Raw genomic sequence first — 18840 nt, 5'->3', positions numbered from 1 at the left:
GATGCGTGACCCTAGATGCCGTGCGCCGACCGCACCACGGTCACGATCTCGTCCATGATCTGGGTCAGCTCGTAGTCCTTGGGCGTGAACACCCGGGCCACACCGCGCTCGCGCAGCTTGTCGGCGTCGTCGGGCGGCACGATCCCCCCGACGATGACCGGCACGTCACCGGCACCGGCCGCACGCAGGCCGTCGACCACCGCGGGCACGACCTCCAGGTGCGAGCCGGACAGGATCGACAGGCCCACCACGTGCACGTCCTCCTGCACGGCCGCGGCGACGATCTGCGCGGGCGTGAGGCGAATCCCCTGGTACACGACCTCGAAGCCGACGTCCCGCGCCCGCACGGCGACCTGCTCGGCCCCGTTGGAGTGCCCGTCCAGCCCCGGCTTGCCGACCAGGATGCGCAGCCGCTCGCCCAACTCCTCGCCGGTCGCCCGCACGCGCTCGCGCACCCGGCCGATCTCGGCACCGGCCTCACCCGACGCCGAGGCGGCGGAAACACCGGTAGGAGCGCGGTACTCGCCGAACGTCTCGCGCAGCGCCGACGACCACTCACCGGTCGTCACCCCCGCGCGGGCGCACGCGATGGTCGCCTCGACCAGGTTCCGGTCCGTCTTCGCCACCGCCCGCAGGTCGTCCAAAGTGGACTTCACCAGGGCGTCGTCGCGCGAGGCCTTCCACTCCTGAAGGGCCTCGATCGCGTGCTGCTCCACCACCGGGTCGATCTGCAGGATCGCGTTCGCGCCCTCGGCCTGCAACGGCGAAGGCTCGGTGGTGGCGAACTTGTTCACGCCCACCACGACGTCGTCACCGGACTCGACCCGCCGACGCCGCTCCGCCAACGACGACACCAGCGCCGACTTCATGTACCCGGACTCCACCGCCACGACCGCGCCGCCCATCGCCTGCACGCGGTCGATCTCGGTCCGCGCGCCCTCGACGAGCTCGTCCACCTTGGCCTTGACGACGTGCGAGCCGTCGAAGATGTCCTGGTACTCCAGCAGGTCCGTCTCGTAGGCCAGCACCTGCTGCATGCGCAACGCCCACTGCTGGTCCCACGGCCGGGGCAGGCCCAGCGCCTCGTTCCACGCGGGCAGCTGGATCGCTCGGGCGCGCGCGTCGCGGGACAGCGTCACCGCCAGCATCTCCAGCACGATCCGCTGCACGTTGTTCTCCGGCTGCGCCTCGGTCAGCCCGAGCGAGTTCACCTGCACGCCGTACCGGAACCGGCGGTGCTTCGGGTCGACGATGCCGTACCGGTCACGGGTGATCTCGTCCCACAGCTGGACGAACGCCCGCATCTTGCACATCTCCTCGACGAACCGCACCCCGGCGTTCACGAAGAAGGACATGCGGGCGACGACCTCGCCGCGCCGCTCCTCGGGCACCTGACCGGAGTCGAACACCGAGTCCAGCACCGCGATCGCGGTGGACAACGAGTACGCGATCTCCTGCACCGGCGTCGCGCCCGCCTCCTGGAGGTGGTACGAGCAGATGTTGATCGGGTTCCACTTCGGCACGTTCGACACGGTCCACGCGACCACGTCGGTGATCAGCCGCAGGCTCGGTCCGGGCGGGAACACGTACGTGCCGCGGGACAGGTACTCCTTGATGATGTCGTTCTGCGTGGTGCCCGCGAGGGTGGCCCGGTCCGCGCCGTGCTCCTCGGCCACGCTCACGTACAGCGCGAGCAGCCACATGGCCGTCGCGTTGATGGTCATCGAGGTGTTCGCCTCGCCCATGGGGATCTGGTCGAACAGCTGCCTCATGTCGCCGATGTGGCTGACCGGCACGCCGACCTTGCCCACTTCGCCCTTGGCCAGCTCGTCGTCCGGGTCGTAGCCCGTCTGGGTGGGCAGGTCGAACGCGACGGACAAGCCCGTCTGGCCCTTGGCGAGGTTGCGGCGGTACAGCGCGTTGGAGGCGGTGGCGCTGGAGTGACCCGCGTACGTCCGCATCACCCACGGGCGGTCGCGCTCTCGGTCGGCCGGGTACGGCACGGCAACCTCCTACGGTGTTGGATGGCCGCTGCTCCGCAGACGGCGGCTCCGTCGCCTGGAAGTCGGCCGCTCGCGACCTCGCGTTGTTGCCCGTAGCGTACTGACGGGTAACCCAGTGCGCGCGTGCCGTTGCTCACTGAATCGAAGCTGCGGCAGGATGTGCGGCGTGACCGCGCTCACCACCTTCCTGCTGCTGGTGATCGTGTTCGGGTTGCTCGCCCTCGTGCTGTTCTGGGCGTTCGGCATCGACCGCCGGGCCGTGCCCGACTACACCGGCGACGACTTCGGCCTGCTGACCGAAGTCACCGCCGTGCCCACTCCCGAAGCCGCGGCGGTGCTGGCCAAGCGCTTGCGCACGGCAGGCATCAAGGTGACCGTCGTGCACCGCGGCGGCCTGCACCGGCTGATGGTGTTCCCCGCCGACGTGCCCGACGCCAAACTCCTCCTGCGCGAACACGGGTAGTAACCGGACAGCCGACCGCGTGCTCACCGACTCGGGAAGCCCGCCGTGCCGAGTCGGAAGGCCGGTCGATCGTGCCCGGTGCCCGGTTCCCGCTGCGCGAAGAGCCCTCCTGACCCGGCAGGTCAGGAGGGCTCTCAGGTGCCGTCGCCCAGCTCAGTAGGCGTAGCAGTAACGATCGCGGTTGTCGACGAACTTCATCCGGTCACGGGTGTTGGGGCCGTAGGACCCGTCGACCGTGGCACCGACGGACTTCTGCACCGCCTTCAACGCGGCCTGGGTACGCGGGCCGAAGCTGCCGTCCATGTCGAGGTCGCGGATGAACTCGTCCCCGTACGGCGACGCCAGCCGGAGACCCCCGTAGCACTTGACCATCGTGGCCTGGAACTGCACCACGATCTTGTAGTTCGCCACCAAGCCGCTGCCGATCAGGCAGGTGTGGCGGTTCGCACCGATGGCCGGAACCAAGATGTCGATGTTGCCGCCCACGTGGTGAGACGCCATCCTGTCGCACAGGGGGGTCGCCGCGGACGCCGATCCCCCCGACACGACCACCCCGGTGACGGCCATGAGCACGGCCGCCACACCCACGCCGAACCGGCGCAACCCTGAACCCTCCTTCACACCGATCTCCCCCTCGAACTCAGTAGCCGTAGCAGTAGACGCGATCCGGCGCCGTGAACTTCATCCGGTCGCGGGTCTTCGGGCCGTAGATGCCGTCCGGGTCCGTGCCGATGTAGCGCTGCACGGCCTTCAACGCGGCCTCGGTGCGCGGCCCGAAGCTGCCGTCGGCGGAGAGGTCGCCCACCTTCTCGTTCGAGTAGGGCGACGCCAGGTTCAGCGACGGGTAGCACCGGCGCATCGTGAACTGGAACCGGGACACGACCGTCGCGTTCGCCGCGTAGTCGCGGCCGATCTGGCACAAGGTGCTGCCCTTGAACGTCGGCACGACGATCGTGTGACCCGATCGCACCATCTCCGTCATCGAGGCGCACGGAGACGGCTCCGCGGCCGACGCCGGCGTGGACAACGCGATCGTCGCCGCTCCCACCGCCAGCGCGACCAGGCCGAGCGCCCTCCCGCGCCGGCCCCGCCTGCCGAACAACTCCCTCATATTCTTCCCCCTGAAGTCGGCCAACGCGTACCGACTCTAGGGAAACCGCTGCTCAGACGGTGTCCGGTGAACACCCGACACCCGGTGGGGAGGGAAGAGCCGCGGTCAGGCGCCGACGCGCTCCACGGTCGCGCCGAGCTTGCGCAGGTTCTCCACGAAGCCCGGGTAGCCGCGCTCGATGTGGAAGATCTCGTACACCTCGGTCACGCCGTCCGCGCACAGCCCGGCGAGCACCAGCCCCGCGCCCGCACGGATGTCCGAGGCCCACACCGGCGCGCTGGACAGCCGCTCCACACCGCGCACGACCGCGTGGTGGCCGTCGGTGCGGGCGTCGGCGCTCAGCCGGACCATCTCCTCGATGAACCGGAACCTCGCCTCGAACAGGTTCTCGGTGATCATCGACGTGCCCTCGGACACGCTGGACAGCGCGATCGCGAACGGCTGGAGGTCGGTGGCGAAACCGGGGTACGGCAGCGTCACGAAGTCCACCGACCGCGGCCGTGCCCGCTGCACCACGCGGAAGCCGTCGTCGCCGAGGACGGTCACCTCCGCGCCCGCCATCCGCAGCTTCTCCAGCACCAGGTCGAGGTGGTGCGGGTTCACGCCGTGCACGGTGATGTCACCGCGCGTCATGACCGCCGCGAACGCCCACGTGGCGCCCACGATCCGGTCACCGATGACCCGGTGCTCGGTCGGCCGCAGCGACTCGACGCCGTGCACCGTCAGCGTGGACGTGCCCGCGCCCTCGATCTTCGCGCCCATCTCCTGGAGCATCACGCAGATGTCCACGATCTCCGGCTCGCGGGCGGCGTTGTCGATGACCGTGGTGCCGTTCGCCAGCACCGCCGCCATCAGGATGTTCTCGGTCGCGCCCACGCTGGGGAAGTCGAGCCAGATCTGCGCGCCGTGCAGGCCCTCGGCCTCGGCGACCACGCAGCCGTGCTCGATCTCGCTGTGCGCGCCGAGCTTGCGCAGGCCGTTCTGGTGCATGTCCAGCGGCCGGTTGCCGATCGCGTCACCGCCCGGCAGCGCGACCACGGCGCGCTTGCAGCGACCCACCAGGGGCCCCAGGACGCACACGGACGCGCGGAGCTTGCCCATCGCCTCCGAGTCGGCCCGGTGGTTGAGCTCCTTCGGGGTGGTGATGGTGACGACGCTGCCGTCGAGGGTCACCTCGCAGCCCAGGCTGCGCAGCACGTCCGCCATCAGCGGCACGTCCAGGATCTCCGGGCAGTTGGTGATGGTGGTGGTGCCCTCGGCCAGCAGTGCCGCCGCCATCAGCTTGAGCACGCTGTTCTTCGCGCCTACGACGTCGACATCGCCGACGAGGCGCCCACCGCCCTGAACCCGGAAGTGCTCACTCACGTAAGGGACTCCTTGCTCGATGTAGGGCAATCCTACGGACGGTCTGAATCGTGCCCGTCCGTGGTGGCCCACTGCGGTGTCTACAGTGCTTGGCATGGCCGTGCACCTGACGAAGATCTACACCCGCGTCGGCGACGACGGGAGCACCGGACTCGGCGACTTCTCCCGCGTGCCCAAGACCTCGCCGCGGATCACGGCGTACGCCGACGTGGACGAGACCAACGCCGCGCTCGGCGTCGCCCTGGCGCTCGGGGCGTTGGAGCAGGACGTCGCCGAGGTGGTGCGGCAGGTCCAGAACGACCTGTTCGACGTCGGGGCCGACCTGTGCACGCCGATCGTCCCGGACCCGAAGTACCCGCCGCTGCGGGTCACCCAGGCCTACGTGGACCGGCTGGAGGCGTGGTGCGACTCGTTCAACGCGCGGTTGGGCAAGCTGGAGTCGTTCATCCTGAACGGCGGCACGCCCGGCGCGGCCCTGCTGCACCAGGCGCGGACCATCGCACGGCGTGCCGAGCGCGGCACGTGGGCGTTGATCGAGGTCGAGGCCGAGCAGACGAACGTGCTGACCGCGAAGTACCTGAACCGGCTGTCCGACCTGCTCTTCATCCTGGCCAGGGTGGCGAACCCGGACGGCGACGTGCTCTGGCAGCCCGGTGCCAACGCCTGACTGCCCTCAGCTCGCCTGACTGCCGCCGACACCTCACCGCCCTCAGCCCGCCGCGTAGACCACCTTCTCGGCGCCGATGCGCTCGATCCGCTCGGCGCCCCACTCCCCCAGGGCGGACAGCGCTTCGTTGAGGGAGGTGCCGTGCCGGGTCAGCGTGTACTCGGCCCTGGGCGGCACCTCGGGGAACACCTCGCGGTGCACGAGGTCGTCCTCTTCCATCTCGCGCAGCTGCTGGACGAGCATCTTCTCGCTCACCCCCGGCAGGCCGCGCCGGAGCTGGGCGAACCGCCGGACGCCGTGCAGGTGCAGCTCCCAGAGGATCAGCGACTTCCACTTCCCGGACACCACGTCCATCGCGGCGTCGATACCGCAGATGTAGGGACCACGTCGGGCCTTCGTCGGCATCTGCGCTCCTCAAGCCATGCTTACCAAAAGGTGGGTACTGCACTAATTAGTCCGTACTGGTGGAGACTACCGGTACCGGCGACGATCTAGCCATGACAAACACCTCTGTGAGCGTTCTCGGACTGGGCGAGATGGGCTCGGTCCTCGCGGCTGCGCTGGTCCGGGCGGGTCACCCGACCACGGTCTGGAACCGGTCGCCCGGCAAGGCCGACGCCCTCGTCGACCTGGGCGCCACCGCCGCCACGACGGCGCGGGACGCGGTGACCGCCGGCGACGTCGTGGTCGCCTGCCTCTTCGACGCCGCGTCGGTCCACGAAGTCCTCGACCCGATCGCCGGCCTGCTCACCGGCCGGACGCTGGTCAACGTCACCTCGACCACCCCGGACCAGGCCAGGGAGATCGCGGGCTGGGCGGTCGAGCACGGCATCACGTACCTCGACGGCGGCATCATGGCGGTGCCGTCGATGATCGGGCAGCCCGGCTCGTCCGTCCTCTACAGCGGTTCGGCCGCCGCGTTCGAGCAGTGCCGCCCGCTGCTGGACCTGTGGGGCGACAGCACGTACTTCGGTGAGGACCCCGGCCTGGCGTCGCTGTACGACTTCGCGCTGCTCTCCGGCATGTACGTCATGTTCGCCGGCTTCCTGCACGGTGCGGCGATGGTCGCGGGCGCGGGCGTGTCCGCGACGGAGTTCGCCGGCCGGGCCGCGCCGTGGCTGTCCGCGATGACCGGCGGGTTCGCCGGGTTCGCGGCGGTCGTGGACGGCGGCGACTACACCGTCGCCGGGCAGCAGAGCCTGGAGTTCTCCGACCTCGGCGACATGGTCGAGGCGAGCGCCGCGCAGGGGATCAGCACCGAGGTGATCGGCGTGGTGCAGAACCTCATCCGGCGACAGGTCGACGCCGGTCACGGCAAGGAGGGCTTCGCCCGGATCATCGAGAGCATCAAGCACCCCGGCTGAGCCCGGTCAGGGGCTCCCGCGGCGGGGCTTCGGCCCTCGGTCAGGAGGCCCAGGGAATGGAGCGGCCCGGAGGCGCTGATTCCAACCAGGACAGGAATCCTGTCAGCGCGTCCGGGCCCATCGCGATCTCGACTTCGCCCCTGTTTCCACGACAGCGGAGCACTACCGCGCCCGTGGGCATCGCGTACGCCTCCGGCGGGGTCGGCTCGCGCCGGTCGTCGATCTCGAACCCCTCGCGGGAGATGACCATGTCCGGGCCGGAGCTCAGGCTCAGCACGCGGAACCAGGTGAACTCGTCACCCCGGTAGTGCCCGACGCCCAGGTGCCAGCCGCGGCCGGAACCTTCGAGCCTCGATCTCAGCGCCACGTGCACACCGCCCGCGCGCAACAGCCGTACGCGGCGCCACGCGAAGTACGCGAGGACCACCACCGCGACGAACAGGACCACCCCGACCAGTTCGGCGATCCCCACGGCGTTTGTCCGCTCGTCCGCGTCAGGCCGTGTGACCCGCGGCGCGGAGCCGCGCGATGGCCCTGGCCCGCTGCACGTCGTCCATGTTCTGGACGTCCGCGCGGGCTTGGTCGACGTCGATCTCGTGGGAGAGTTCCGCGTCCTCGGCGAGGATGCTCACGCCACCGCCGGTAACGGAGAGGAAGCCCCCGTGCACGGCCGCCGTCACGAGCTCGTTGTCCGTGGTGCGGATCCGGACCACGCCACCCTCGACCAACTGCCCGAGCACGGGCTCGTGGCCGGGCAGGATGCCGATCTCGCCCTCGAGCGTCTGCGCGACCACCGAGGTGGCCGTGCCGGACCACAGGCGGCGTTCCACGGCGACCAACTGGACGGTCATCTCGGCCACGCGCATCTCCCTCGTCGACATGGAGTCAGGTGCAGTCTAAACGGTGACCGGAACAGCCCGCCGCACCAGCCACCCCCTGGCGCTCCCACGGCGTCCAGCCGCACGGCGGGCGGGCGTTCCGCGAGTGCGAGACTGGGCCCGTGCCCACGCCGAAGTCGCTGCTGGAGCGGGTGTTCTCGCTGCTGTCGGTGTTCAGCGCGGACCGGCCGGCGGTGACGCTCTCCGAGCTGAGCCGCCACTCCGGCCTGCCGTTGAGCACCACGCACCGGCTGGTGGCGTCCCTGGTCGAGCTGCGCGCGCTGGACCGCGCCGCGGACGGCCGGTACTCCGTGGGGCTCAGGCTGCTGGAGCTGGGCGTGCTGGCGCCGGGGAGCCTGGACCTGCGGGAGCGCGCGCTGCCGTTCCTGGAGGACCTGTACGAGGTGACGCGGCACAACGTGCAGCTGGCCGTGCGTGACGGCGCGGAGGTCGTGTACGTCGAGCGGATCTCGGCGCGGGACGCGGTGAACGTGGTCACGCGGGTCGGCAGCCGGATGCCGTTGCACTGCACGGGGGTCGGGCTGGTGCTCCTGGCCGCCGCGCCGGTGGCCGTGCAGGAGTCCGTGCTCGCGGGGGCGTTGAAGCGGTACACGGCGAAGACGATCGTGTCGCCCGGTGAACTGCGCGAGGTGCTGGCGCGGGTGCGGCGGGACGACTACGCCATCAGCGACCGCCAGATCGAGATGATCACGTACTCGGTCGCCGCACCGGTTCGCGGCCAGGACGGGGACGTGGTGGCCGCCGTGTCGGTCGTGGTGCCCACCGGGACGAGCACGGAGGCCGTCGTGCCCGCCGTGCGCACGTGCGGTTTGGCGATCTCCCGCGCCCTGGGCTGGGCCTCGTCCTGACGCACGACTCGTGGCACCTGAACGTTGAATTCAGGTGTTCCGAACGTAGGACTCACGGGCCTTGAACGTAGGACTCACGGGTTCTGAACGTAGGACTCACGAGATTGGGGGGACGCGGCAGGGCCGCCCCCGCGTGGCGGGGACGGCCCTGGTGTGCCCGGTGGGGCTTACTTGCCCGCGAGCTTCTGAGCGTTGGCCTCGACGTCGTCCAACCCGCCGCAGGAGAAGAACGCCTGCTCCGGGTAGTGGTCGAACTCGCCCTTGCAGACGCGGTCGAACGCCTCGATCGTGTCCTTGATCGACACGAACGAACCCGGCTGGCCGGTGAACTTCTCGGCCACGATGAAGTTCTGGCCGAGGAAGCGCTCCAGGCGACGGGCGCGACCGACGAGGACCTTGTCCTCCTCGGACAGCTCGTCCATGCCGAGGATCGCGATGATGTCCTGCAGTTCCTTGTACTTCTGGAGGATCCGCTTGACCTCCTGCGCCACCCGGTAGTGCTCCTCGCCGACGATCGACGGCTCGAGGATCCGGGAGGACGAGGACAGCGGGTCCACCGCGGGGTAGATGCCCTTCTGGGAGATCGGACGGGAAAGCTCCGTCGTCGCGTCCAGGTGGGCGAACGTGGTGGCCGGCGCGGGGTCGGTGTAGTCGTCCGCGGGCACGTAGATGGCCTGCAGCGAGGTGATCGACTTACCGCGCGTCGAGGTGATGCGCTCCTGGAGCTCACCCATCTCGTCCGCCAGCGTCGGCTGGTAACCCACGGCGGACGGCATGCGGCCCAGCAGGGTCGACACCTCGGAACCCGCCTGGGTGAACCGGAAGATGTTGTCGATGAACAGCAGCACGTCCTGGCCCTGCACGTCGCGGAAGTACTCCGCCATCGTCAGCGCGGACAGCGCGACCCGCATACGCGTGCCGGGCGGCTCGTCCATCTGACCGAACACCAGGGCGGTGTCGTTGAGAACGCCCATCTCCTCCATCTCGAGGAGGAGGTCGGTGCCCTCACGGGTGCGCTCGCCGACGCCGGCGAACACCGACGTGCCGGAGAACTCGCGGGCGATACGGGTGATCATCTCCTGGATGAGCACCGTCTTGCCCACGCCCGCGCCGCCGAACAGGCCGATCTTGCCGCCCTTGACGTACGGGGTCAGCAGGTCGATGACCTTGATGCCCGTTTCCAGGATCTCGGTCTTGCCCTCGAGCTGGTCGAACGCCGGAGCCTTGCGGTGGATGCCCCACTGCTCGCCGTCACGGCCGAGACCGGGCTCGTCCAGGCAGTCGCCCAGCGCGTTGAACACGTGGCCCTTGACGACGTCGCCGACGGGCACGCTGATCGCCTTGCCGGTGTCGGACACCGTCGCGCCGCGGACCAGGCCGTCCGTCGGCTGCATCGAAATGGTGCGGACCAGGTTGTCACCCAGGTGCTGGGCGACCTCCAGGGTCAGCGTCTTGGCCACCGCTTCGACCGTGATCTCCACGTGCAAAGCGTTGAACAGCTCCGGCACCGCGCCACGCGGGAACTCCACGTCGACGACGGCACCGATCACCCGGACCACACGGCCGGTGCGGGTGGTGGTGGCAGTAGCACTCATGTCACTCATCACTTCCTGCGCCCCCGGTAAGCGCGGAGGCGCCACCGACGATCTCGCTGATCTCCTGGGTGATCTGGGCCTGGCGGGCCTGGTTCGCCTGGCGGCTGAGGTTCCGGACCAGCTCGGTGGCGTTGTCCGTCGCCGCCTTCATCGCGGTCCGTCGCGCCGCCGACTCCGAGGCCGCCGCGTCCAGCAGTGCCGAGAAGAGCCTGGTCTTGACGTACTTGGGCAGCAGAGCGCCCAGCAGCGTCTCCGCGCTCGGTTCGAACGAGTACACCGACCGGACCTTCTGCGGCTCCGGGTCGAAGTCGACCACCATCGGCGCGATCCGCTTGGCGACCGGCGTCTGGCTGAGCATGGACTTGAACTCCGTGTAGACCACGTGCAGCTCGTCCACGCCGAGCACGCCGTCCGGGCCGGGCTGGTCGCCCTCGTCGTCGCTGCCCGCGACGAACGCCTTGACCAGCGCGTCACCGGCCTCGGCGGCGTTGACGTAGTGCGGTAGCTGGGAGAACCCGCTCCACTCGCCCGCGATCGCGCGCCGGCGGAACCGGTAGTAGCCCGCGCCCTTGCGGCCGATGACGTAGAGCACGGGCTCCTTGCCCTCGGACCGCAGCAGCGACAGCAGCTCCTCGGCGGCACGCAGCACGTTGGCGTTGTAACCACCGCACATGCCCTTGTCGCTGGTCACGACCAGGACACCGGCACGACGCGGGTTCTTGCGCTCGGTCAGCAGCGGGTGGTCGAGGTTCGCCGACGCCGTCGCCAGCGCGGAGAGCACCGAGGTGATCTCCTCCGCGTAGGGACGGGACGCCGCGACCCTCGTCTGCGCCTTGGCGAGACGGGACGTGGCGATGAGCTCGTACGCCTTGGTGATCTTCTTGGTCGAGTTGACCGTGCGGATCCGTTGGCGCAGCTCGCGAATCTGGGCCGCCATGCCTACGTCACTTCTCGGTCGGAGCGGGCCGGTTGACCTTCACCGACTCCTGTCCGACCTTGTCGGCGTCCATCGCGTCGGCCGGCGCCTCGTTGACCACTGCGGCGCCGTTCGAGGCGGTGAACTGCTGCTTGAACGCGTTGACGGCGTCCACGATGCCCCTCTCCGTGTCGTCCGACAACTTCTTGGACTCACGGATGTCGGACAGGATGACCTCGTGGCTGCGGCGCACGTGGTCCAGGAACTCCGACTCGAAGCGGCGGACGTCGCCCACCGGGATGTCGTCGTAGTGGCCGTTCGTGCCGAGGTAGATCGAGACGACCTGCTCCTCGACCGGCACCGGCGAGTACTGACCCTGCTTCAGCAGCTCGACCAGGCGGGCGCCGCGCTCCAGCTGGGCGCGGGACGCCGCGTCGAGGTCCGAGGCGAAGGCGGAGAACGCCTCCAGCTCGCGGAACTGCGACAGGTCGAGGCGCAGCGAGCCGGCGACCGTCTTCATCGCCTTGATCTGCGCGGCGCCACCGACGCGGGACACCGAGATACCCACGTTGACGGCCGGTCGCACACCGGCGTTGAACAGGTCCGACTCCAGGAAGCACTGGCCGTCGGTGATCGAGATGACGTTGGTCGGGATGTAGGCCGACACGTCGTTCGCCTTGGTCTCGATGATCGGCAGGCCGGTCATCGAGCCGCCGCCCATCTCGTCCGACAGCTTCGCGCAGCGCTCCAGCAGGCGCGAGTGCAAGTAGAAGACGTCGCCCGGGTAGGCCTCACGGCCCGGCGGGCGGCGCAGCAGCAGCGAGATGGCGCGGTACGCCTCGGCCTGCTTGGTCAGGTCGTCGAAGATGATCAGGACGTGCTTGCCCTGGTACATCCAGTGCTGGCCGATGGCCGAACCGGTGTAGGGCGCGAGCCACTTGAAGCCGGCCGAGTCGGACGCGGGGGCGGCGACGATGGTGGTGTACTCCAGCGCGCCCGCCTCCTCCAGCGCGGACTTGACGCCCGCGATGGTGGAGCCCTTCTGACCGATGGCGACGTACACGCAGCGCACCTGCTGCTGCGGGTCGCCCGAGTCCCAGGCCTTCTTCTGGTTGATGATCGTGTCGATGCAGACCGCGGTCTTGCCGGTCTTGCGGTCGCCGATGATCAGCTGGCGCTGGCCGCGGCCGATCGGGGTCATCGAGTCGATGGCCTTGATGCCGGTCTGCATCGGCTCGCTCACGGGCTGCCGCTGCAGCACCGAGGCGGCCTGGAGCTCGAGGGCGCGGTTGTCGTCGGCCACGATGTCGCCGAGGCCGTCGATCGGCTGGCCGAGCGGGTTCACCACGCGGCCCAGGAAGCCGTCGCCGACCGGCACGGAGAGCACCTGGCCGGTCCGCTTGACCTCCTGGCCCTCTTCGATCTTGTCGAAGTCACCCAGGATGACCGCGCCGATGGTGCGGACTTCCAGGCTCAGGGCCACGCCGAGCACGCCGCCGGGGAACTCCAGCAGCTCGTTGGTCATGGTGCCGGGCAGACCCTCGACGATGGCGATGCCGTCGTAGGTCTCCGCGACGACGCCGACCTCTTCCCGGCTCACTTCCGGGGAGTAGGCCGAGACGTACTTCTCGATCGCACTGCGGATCTCGTCCGACGAGATCGTCAGCTCCGCCATGTCGTTCCTGCTCTCACTTCGTTCTGGGAAAGGGGCTTGTGGGCCGCGGTTCCGGTCGGTCAGCCGGCGAGGTCGCGGCGCAGTGACGCCAGCCGACCGGCCACGCTTCCGTCGATGACCTCGTCGCCGATCTTGATCAGCAGACCGCCGCGCAGCGTGGGGTCGACCTCGACGTGCAGCGCGATCGGCCTGGAGTAGACCCGCGTGAGCGTGGCTTCCAGGCGGTCCTGCTGCGCCGCGTCCAGCTCGACGGCGGAACGGACGTACGCGACGGAACGTTCCCGGCGCTTGGCCGCGAGCGACGCGAGATCGCCGAGGCCGTTGACGACCCCCTGGCCGCGCGGCTCGCGGACGAGCTGGTCCACCAGGGTCTTGGTGGTCCCGTCGACCTTGCCCGCGACGAGGCTGTCGACCAGCGCGACCTTGCCGGCGGGCTCGGCCGCCGGGTCGGACAGCGCCAGCTCCAGCGCGTGGTTGCCGGCGATGATGCGGCCGAGCCGGAACAGCTCGTCCTCGACCGAGTCGAGCTTGCCGTCCCGCTCCGCGCGCACCAGCAGCGTGGTGCGGGCCAGCGACTCGACGCCGTCGACCAGCTCACGCGGACTGGACCAGCGGGAGGTGACGACCGGGGCCAGCACCTGCAAGGCCGCGTCCGAGACCTTGCCGTCGAGCAGCCCGTGCAGCAGCTGCTCGCGCGACGCGGCCTCGGAGGAGTTGTCGGCCAGCGCCCGACGCAGCGAAGGCTGCGCCGACAGCAGGCTCACCACGGCGAACAGCTCCTCGCCCAGCTTCGCCAGCGACTCGCCGGCGGTCGGGCCCGTCGTGCCGTCCACGACCTCCAGCAGCCGGAGCTCGGCGGCGGCGAGGGCGTCACGGCTAGCGGCGTGCAGCGTCATCGGCGTTCCCTCACTTGGCGGCCGGAGCCGACGTGCCGTCGAGCTCGGAGAGGAACCGGTCGACGGTGCCCCGACGGCGCACCTCGTCCTCCAGCGACTCGCCGACGACCCGGTCCGCCAGGTCGATGGCCAGCCGGCCCAGCTCGCCACGCAGCTCGGCGACGATCTGCGCGCGCTGCGTCTCCAGCTGGGTCTGTCCCGCCGCGACGATCCGCGAGGACTCCTCCTGCGCCTTGGCGCGCAGCTCGCTGATGATCTGCTCGCCTTCGATGCGGGCGTCATCGCGGATGCGGGCCGCTTCGGCCCGCGCCTCGGCGAGCTGCGCCTTGTACTCCTCGAGCGTCGCCTGCGCCTGGACCTGCGCCTGCTCCGCCTTCTCGATCCCGCCCTCGATCTTGGCGGCACGTTCCGCGTACAACGTCTCGAAGCGCGGCGTCACGAACTTCTTGATGACGAAGAACAGCAGCAAGAACGCGATCAGACCGAGGATGATCTCCGACGTGTGCGGAAGGACCGGGTTGATCGCCCCTTCTTCCGCCGCCAGAACGAGGGTATTCATCACAAACCTCTCTTATGTGCGATGAACAGGGATCAGCCGGTGGCGAGGAAGTAGACGACGAAGCCGAGCAGTGCCAGCACCTCGACGATGGCGAAGGTGGTCCAGGCGAGACCCAGCAGCACGCCGCGGGCCTCCGGCTGGCGGGCGGTGCCGCTGATGACCGAGGAGAAGATCAGACCCACGCCGATGCCGGGGCCGATGGCCGCGAGGCCGTAACCGATGGCAGCCAGACCCGGGTTGAGGTCGAAGGCGTTCTGCGCAACGTTGAGAGCGCTCACTTGTGCTGTTCCCTTTCACTTCGGTCCGCGGAACTCCCGCAGATCGGAGGCTTGATATTTCTCAGTGCTCTTCAGCCAGCGCCGCGCCGATGTAGCTGGCTGACAGCAGAGCGAAAATGTAGGCCTGCAACACCATGATGAGCGCTTCGAGGAAGGTCAGCGCGATGGCGAAGAAGAAGGCGACCGGCGCCACGACAACCGTGACACCGCCCGCGAACAGCAGGTACTCACCGGACAAGGTGAACACAAGCAGCAGCAGGTGACCCGCGAACATGGCCGCGAAAACTCGGATCGCGAGCGTGAGCGGGTTCAGCACGAACTTCTGGAAGAACTCGATCGGGATGAGCAGCGGCAGCACGAACCACGGGGCGCCGGGCGGCATGGTCTGGTTCTTCAGGTAGCCGACCAGGCCGTGCCGCCGGATGCCGGCGAAGTGGTACACCGGGTAGACGACGAGCAGCGAGACGGCCAACGGGAAGCCGATGTGCGACATCGTCGGGAACTGCACCAGCGGGATGAGCCCGAAGAGGTTGTTCACCAGGATGAACGTGAAAATCGTCAAGACCAGCGGCACGTACGGCTTGAAGTCCTTGGCGCCGATCTGCTCTCGGGCGATCGAGTTGCGCCCGATGTCGTAGAGCGACTCCGCGGCGAACTGGAACTTGCCGGGGACCAGCTTGAGGTTGCGGGTCGCGGCGATGAAGAAGGCGCCGATGATGAGGATCGACAGCACCAACAGCACCATGGGCTTGGTGACTTCGCCGAAGATCGGTGGGAGGAAGAAGTCCTTCACTCCGGGCGCGACGAACTCATCACCCGCAGCCAGCACCATCGTGGTCACTGTGTTCCTTCCGGTTCTCCCGGCCGGCGTTCACTCCGCCGGGGGAATCGTCACGATCGGGACTTAACGTACCTTACGGACCGCAAGCGCCTGTGAGAGGCACCCCACCTGCCTGGGTGTCCCGTCTTGCGCGCACCGTACCAGCCGGTAGATCAGGCGTTTCCGGGGGTGGGGACCACCATCTGACTGCGACTGCGCTTCGAGGCGCGCACCTCCATGAAGGTGGCGACCAGGATGGTCGAGGCCATGGTGATCGCGAGCGCGTTGTCGTGCAGCTCGGGGAACCGGCGCACCAACAACATCACCACGACCAGCAGCACGAGCTTGCCGAGGAACCCGGAGAACGCGGCAACCATGATGATCTGCAACGGCAGCGCGGCGGTCTTCCGCATCACCACGAGGGTGAGGACCGACGACAAGCAGGCCACCACACCGCCGATGAGTGCGCTGACCAGTCCGGGGATGCCGGCCACGACGGTCCAGACGACCACTCCGACGGCGACCGTCGCCAGCGCCACCCACAGCGCACTGCGGAACATCTCGCCGGCGAGCCGCTGCACGACGGCCTCGTGCGTCCACTCCGTGGCCTTGGGACTGTCCTGGCTCATGTCACCCCCTACTGGTGGTCGTGACCGAGTGTAAAGAAGCCTTGGTACACGCCCCACCATCGGGGGTCAGGTGCGGCGCACTTCACGAAGTCTGGGTATCGCGGAGACCAACAGTGCGAGAAGAAGTCCGCCGCCGAGGCACCACACCACGACCACGACGTCGAACAAGGTCAGCGCCACCGCGCCGAACGCCAGCACACCGGCCCACAAGTAGATCAACAGGACCGCGCGCCGCTGGGAGTGGCCGATCTCCAGCAACCGGTGGTGCAGGTGCATCTTGTCCGCGGAGAACGGGCTCTCGCCGCGCCTCGTGCGCCGGACCACGGCCATCAGCAGGTCGAGCATCGGCACGAACAGCACCGCGGCCACCACGACCAGCGGCGACAGCAGGCCGAGGACGTCGGTCGCGCGGACCGACTCGTAGTTGATCTTCCCCGAGGCCGAGATGGTGGCGGCGGCGAGCATCAGGCCGATCAGCATCGAGCCGGAGTCGCCCATGAAGATCCGGGCCGGGTTGAAGTTGTGCGGCAGGAACCCGAGGCACGCGCCGGCCAGCGTGGCGGCGATCAGCGCGGGCGGGTACGCGCCGACGTCACCGCCGTTGTTGGCCAGCAGGCCGATGGAGAACACGCAGGTGGCGGTGGCGGCGATGAGGCCGATGCCCGCCGCGAGGCCGTCGAGGCCGTCCACGAAGTTCATCGCGTTGACCATGGTCACGGCCAGCAGCACGCTCAGGATCGCGCCCTGGTTCTGGTCCAGCGACAGCAGCGACCCGGTGCCCTCGCCGTCGTCGCCCCACGGCACCCAGAACAGCAGCCACTGGAGGCCGAACAGCACGAGGATGCCCGCCGAGGTGACCTGGCCGGCGAGTTTCGTCAGGGAGTCCAGCTCGAACCGGTCGTCCAGCACGCCCACCAGGACGATCACGCCACCGCCCACGATCACCGCGTACGGGTCGTAGGAGAAGTCGAACGCCGACCGCAGCACCGGCAGCTGGTGCGCGAGGAGCATCCCGCCGAGCACACCGCCGTACATGGCGAGCCCGCCCATCCGGGGCATCGGCTTGACGTGCACGTCGCGTTGGCGCGGGTAGGCGACCGCGCCGATCCGGAACGCCAGCTTGCGCACCAGGCCGACGAGCAGGAACGTCACGACCGCGGCGGTCAGCGCGACGAGCAGGTACTCCCGGACGGGGAGGACGTTGGACACGGCAGGCAACTGGCCCACGGCAGGCTAGCCCCTCGGGGATGGGGTGTCGGGTGGGTCTTGCTGTGGTTCTCGCGCAAGGCGTTCGAGCGATAAGACCACCACGCTACTCCGATCGGCAAGATCCACTAGCGCGCGACCTCGACTTCGACGCCCAGCGCCTTGGACACCTCGGCGAGCGGCACCGCGCCCTCGCGCAGCACCACCGGGTCCGGGCCGGTCAGGTCGACGATGGTGGAGGCGATGTTCTCCGCCGCCTGGCCGCCGTCCAGGTAGACGCCGACCTCCTCGCCCAGCTGGTCCCACGCCTCCTGCGCCGTGCCCGCGGGCGGGAAGCCGGACTTGTTGGCGCTGGACACGGCCATCGGGCCGACGTCGCGGAGCAGTTCGAGGGCGACCGGGTGCAGCGGCATGCGGAGCATCACCGTGCCACGGGTGTGACCGAGGTCCCACGCCAACGACGGCGCGTGCGGCAGGACGAGGGACAGGCCGCCGGGCCAGAACGCCTCGATCAGCGCGCGGGCCTGCCGGGGGACGCTGAGGACCAGACCGTCGATGGTGGTCCACGAGCCGACCAGCACCGGCACCGGCATGTCCGGACCGCGGCCCTTGGCCTCCAGCAGGCCGCGGACGGCGGACGCGTCGAACGCGTCGCAACCGATGCCGTAGACGGTGTCGGTGGGGAGGACCACGAGGCGCCCGGAGCGCACCGCGCTCGCTGCGGCGGAGAGGCCTGCCGCCCGGTCGGCCTGGACGCTGCAATCGTAGACCGTGCTCACCCTGCTGATCCAAGCACAGCGCGGTGCGGCGCAGCGGCGGAGGTCACGGACCGGGGTGGCGGGAGGCGGTTCCCGCGGCGCCGACGTCGATCGCGTCGACGGCCGACCGCTCGTCCACGGCCCACTGCTGCTTGCGGTGCGCCACCACGAAACCGAACACCAGGGCGCCGCCCAGCAGCACACCACCTGCCGTGACGGCCGCGTTGCCCACCGCGCTGCCGACGAACGGCAGGACGAGGACCGCGAGGCCGACCGTCGCGGCCGTCCACACGTCCGGCTCGACCCAGCGCCACCGTTCCGCGCGGTCGAGGCGGTGCCGCAGGTCGGTGGCGAAGGCGATCAGGTCAGGGTCCGGGCTCAGTGCCAGGATCTCGGTGGCGAGGGCGCGGCACTCGGCCAGCCGACCGCGGTCGGTCACGACGAGCGCGCCGTCCGGGGTGATGCCGCGGACCTCGGTGGTGCGCGCGGCGAGGGCGATGGCGAGGTGGGTGCGCAGGACGTCGTCGGCGCGCGGGCTGCCGCCGCGGTCGAGTTCGCCGCGCACCACGGTGGCGGCGACGTGCGCTCCGTCGGTGCGGCCGTCGGTACGTCCGTCGGTGCGGCCGTCGGCGAGCGCGGAGGTGAGGGCGGCGAGGGAGCGGGTGAGGCGGGCGCGGTCGGGTTCGGTGAAACCGGCGAGCTCGACCGGCGCGATGCGGGTGACGAGCCACGCGCGCTGGTCGGTCCACTCGTTCGGTCCATTGACAGGCATTGCCGACTCTCCGATT

General features: G+C 69.5%; 22 protein-coding genes. 4 read left to right on the top strand and 18 right to left on the bottom strand.

The window, feature by feature from the left end; all coding sequences use genetic code 11:
• Positions 1–11: 11 nt before the first annotated feature.
• Positions 12–2003, bottom strand: coding sequence for a protein meaA (locus OQ02_RS17070; protein WP_033439420.1), 1992 nt, complete (start codon positions 2001–2003; stop codon positions 12–14).
• Positions 2004–2169: 166 nt separating this feature from the next.
• Between OQ02_RS17070 and OQ02_RS17065 the strand changes: the two genes are divergently transcribed.
• Positions 2170–2466: a hypothetical protein gene (locus OQ02_RS17065; RefSeq protein WP_442973635.1), complete on the top strand. Its 297-nt coding sequence runs from the start codon at positions 2170–2172 to the stop codon at positions 2464–2466.
• Positions 2467–2619: 153 nt separating this feature from the next.
• Here OQ02_RS17065 and OQ02_RS17060 read toward each other — a convergent pair whose 3' ends face one another.
• The 3 genes from OQ02_RS17060 to murA form a co-directional block, all read right to left on the bottom strand.
• Positions 2620–3087, bottom strand: coding sequence for a peptidoglycan-binding domain-containing protein (locus tag OQ02_RS17060; protein WP_231500076.1), 468 nt, complete (start codon positions 3085–3087; stop codon positions 2620–2622).
• A 19-nt stretch (positions 3088–3106) separates the two neighbouring features.
• Positions 3107–3577 (bottom strand): peptidoglycan-binding domain-containing protein, encoded by a 471-nt coding sequence (locus tag OQ02_RS17055; RefSeq protein ID WP_051772430.1) that lies wholly within the window; start codon positions 3575–3577, stop codon positions 3107–3109.
• 105 nt (positions 3578–3682) lie between these two features.
• Complete coding sequence (gene murA, locus OQ02_RS17050; protein ID WP_033439418.1) at positions 3683–4942, bottom strand: UDP-N-acetylglucosamine 1-carboxyvinyltransferase; 1260 nt, start codon at positions 4940–4942, stop codon at positions 3683–3685.
• 94 nt (positions 4943–5036) lie between these two features.
• Here murA and OQ02_RS17045 point away from each other — a divergent pair, with 94 nt between their 5' ends.
• On the top strand, positions 5037–5609 hold the full coding sequence (locus tag OQ02_RS17045) for a cob(I)yrinic acid a,c-diamide adenosyltransferase (RefSeq protein ID WP_033439417.1): 573 nt from the start codon (positions 5037–5039) through the stop codon (positions 5607–5609).
• A 42-nt stretch (positions 5610–5651) separates the two neighbouring features.
• Here OQ02_RS17045 and OQ02_RS17040 read toward each other — a convergent pair whose 3' ends face one another.
• A complete protein-coding gene (locus OQ02_RS17040; protein ID WP_033439416.1) occupies positions 5652–6014 on the bottom strand; it encodes a winged helix-turn-helix transcriptional regulator in 363 nt (120 codons plus the stop codon).
• A gap of 92 nt (positions 6015–6106) precedes the next feature.
• Here OQ02_RS17040 and OQ02_RS17035 point away from each other — a divergent pair, with 92 nt between their 5' ends.
• The gene (locus OQ02_RS17035) at positions 6107–6973 is read left to right on the top strand and encodes an NAD(P)-dependent oxidoreductase (RefSeq protein ID WP_033439415.1); all 867 of its coding nucleotides are present in this window, start codon (positions 6107–6109) and stop codon (positions 6971–6973) included.
• Positions 6974–7013: 40 nt separating this feature from the next.
• On the opposite strand, the gene OQ02_RS17030 is transcribed toward OQ02_RS17035, so the two are convergent.
• Together OQ02_RS17030 and OQ02_RS17025 are read right to left on the bottom strand one after the other, a co-directional pair.
• Complete coding sequence (locus OQ02_RS17030) at positions 7014–7445, bottom strand: DUF2550 domain-containing protein (protein ID WP_033439414.1); 432 nt, start codon at positions 7443–7445, stop codon at positions 7014–7016.
• A 22-nt stretch (positions 7446–7467) separates the two neighbouring features.
• Complete coding sequence (locus OQ02_RS17025) at positions 7468–7833, bottom strand: F0F1 ATP synthase subunit epsilon (RefSeq protein ID WP_033439475.1); 366 nt, start codon at positions 7831–7833, stop codon at positions 7468–7470.
• Positions 7834–7973: 140 nt separating this feature from the next.
• Between OQ02_RS17025 and OQ02_RS17020 the strand changes: the two genes are divergently transcribed.
• Positions 7974–8720: an IclR family transcriptional regulator gene (locus OQ02_RS17020; RefSeq protein ID WP_033439413.1), complete on the top strand. Its 747-nt coding sequence runs from the start codon at positions 7974–7976 to the stop codon at positions 8718–8720.
• A 167-nt stretch (positions 8721–8887) separates the two neighbouring features.
• On the opposite strand, the gene atpD is transcribed toward OQ02_RS17020, so the two are convergent.
• From atpD to OQ02_RS16965, 11 genes are all read right to left on the bottom strand, one after another.
• Positions 8888–10324: a F0F1 ATP synthase subunit beta gene (gene atpD, locus OQ02_RS17015; protein ID WP_231500075.1), complete on the bottom strand. Its 1437-nt coding sequence runs from the start codon at positions 10322–10324 to the stop codon at positions 8888–8890.
• A complete protein-coding gene (locus tag OQ02_RS17010; RefSeq protein WP_033439411.1) occupies positions 10317–11252 on the bottom strand; it encodes a F0F1 ATP synthase subunit gamma in 936 nt (311 codons plus the stop codon). The genes atpD and OQ02_RS17010 overlap by 8 nt, the downstream gene beginning before the upstream one ends.
• Positions 11253–11259: 7 nt before the next feature.
• Positions 11260–12906 carry a F0F1 ATP synthase subunit alpha gene (gene atpA, locus OQ02_RS17005; RefSeq protein WP_033439410.1) on the bottom strand — a complete coding sequence of 549 codons (1647 nt, stop codon included), beginning with the start codon at positions 12904–12906 and terminating at the stop codon, positions 11260–11262.
• A 59-nt stretch (positions 12907–12965) separates the two neighbouring features.
• The gene (locus tag OQ02_RS17000; protein ID WP_033439409.1) at positions 12966–13802 is read right to left on the bottom strand and encodes a F0F1 ATP synthase subunit delta; all 837 of its coding nucleotides are present in this window, start codon (positions 13800–13802) and stop codon (positions 12966–12968) included.
• A 10-nt stretch (positions 13803–13812) separates the two neighbouring features.
• On the bottom strand, positions 13813–14361 hold the full coding sequence (locus OQ02_RS16995; protein ID WP_033439408.1) for a F0F1 ATP synthase subunit B: 549 nt from the start codon (positions 14359–14361) through the stop codon (positions 13813–13815).
• A 32-nt stretch (positions 14362–14393) separates the two neighbouring features.
• Positions 14394–14639 carry an ATP synthase F0 subunit C gene (locus OQ02_RS16990; RefSeq protein WP_033439407.1) on the bottom strand — a complete coding sequence of 82 codons (246 nt, stop codon included), beginning with the start codon at positions 14637–14639 and terminating at the stop codon, positions 14394–14396.
• 61 nt (positions 14640–14700) lie between these two features.
• On the bottom strand, positions 14701–15480 hold the full coding sequence (gene atpB, locus OQ02_RS16985) for a F0F1 ATP synthase subunit A (RefSeq protein WP_156077099.1): 780 nt from the start codon (positions 15478–15480) through the stop codon (positions 14701–14703).
• 152 nt (positions 15481–15632) lie between these two features.
• Complete coding sequence (locus tag OQ02_RS16980) at positions 15633–16088, bottom strand: ATP synthase subunit I (RefSeq protein ID WP_033439406.1); 456 nt, start codon at positions 16086–16088, stop codon at positions 15633–15635.
• Between the two features lie 66 nt (positions 16089–16154).
• The gene (locus tag OQ02_RS16975) at positions 16155–17315 is read right to left on the bottom strand and encodes a glycosyltransferase family 4 protein (protein WP_081915713.1); all 1161 of its coding nucleotides are present in this window, start codon (positions 17313–17315) and stop codon (positions 16155–16157) included.
• Positions 17316–17422: 107 nt separating this feature from the next.
• Positions 17423–18073, bottom strand: coding sequence for an L-threonylcarbamoyladenylate synthase (locus OQ02_RS16970; protein ID WP_033439405.1), 651 nt, complete (start codon positions 18071–18073; stop codon positions 17423–17425).
• Positions 18074–18116: 43 nt separating this feature from the next.
• Positions 18117–18824 carry a hypothetical protein gene (locus OQ02_RS16965; RefSeq protein ID WP_033439404.1) on the bottom strand — a complete coding sequence of 236 codons (708 nt, stop codon included), beginning with the start codon at positions 18822–18824 and terminating at the stop codon, positions 18117–18119.
• Positions 18825–18840 lie beyond the last annotated feature (16 nt).

This window comes from Saccharothrix sp. NRRL B-16314 (assembly GCF_000716595.1).
Taxonomy (GTDB): domain Bacteria; phylum Actinomycetota; class Actinomycetes; order Mycobacteriales; family Pseudonocardiaceae; genus Actinosynnema.
This window is presented reverse-complemented; position numbering and strand designations above follow the sequence as displayed.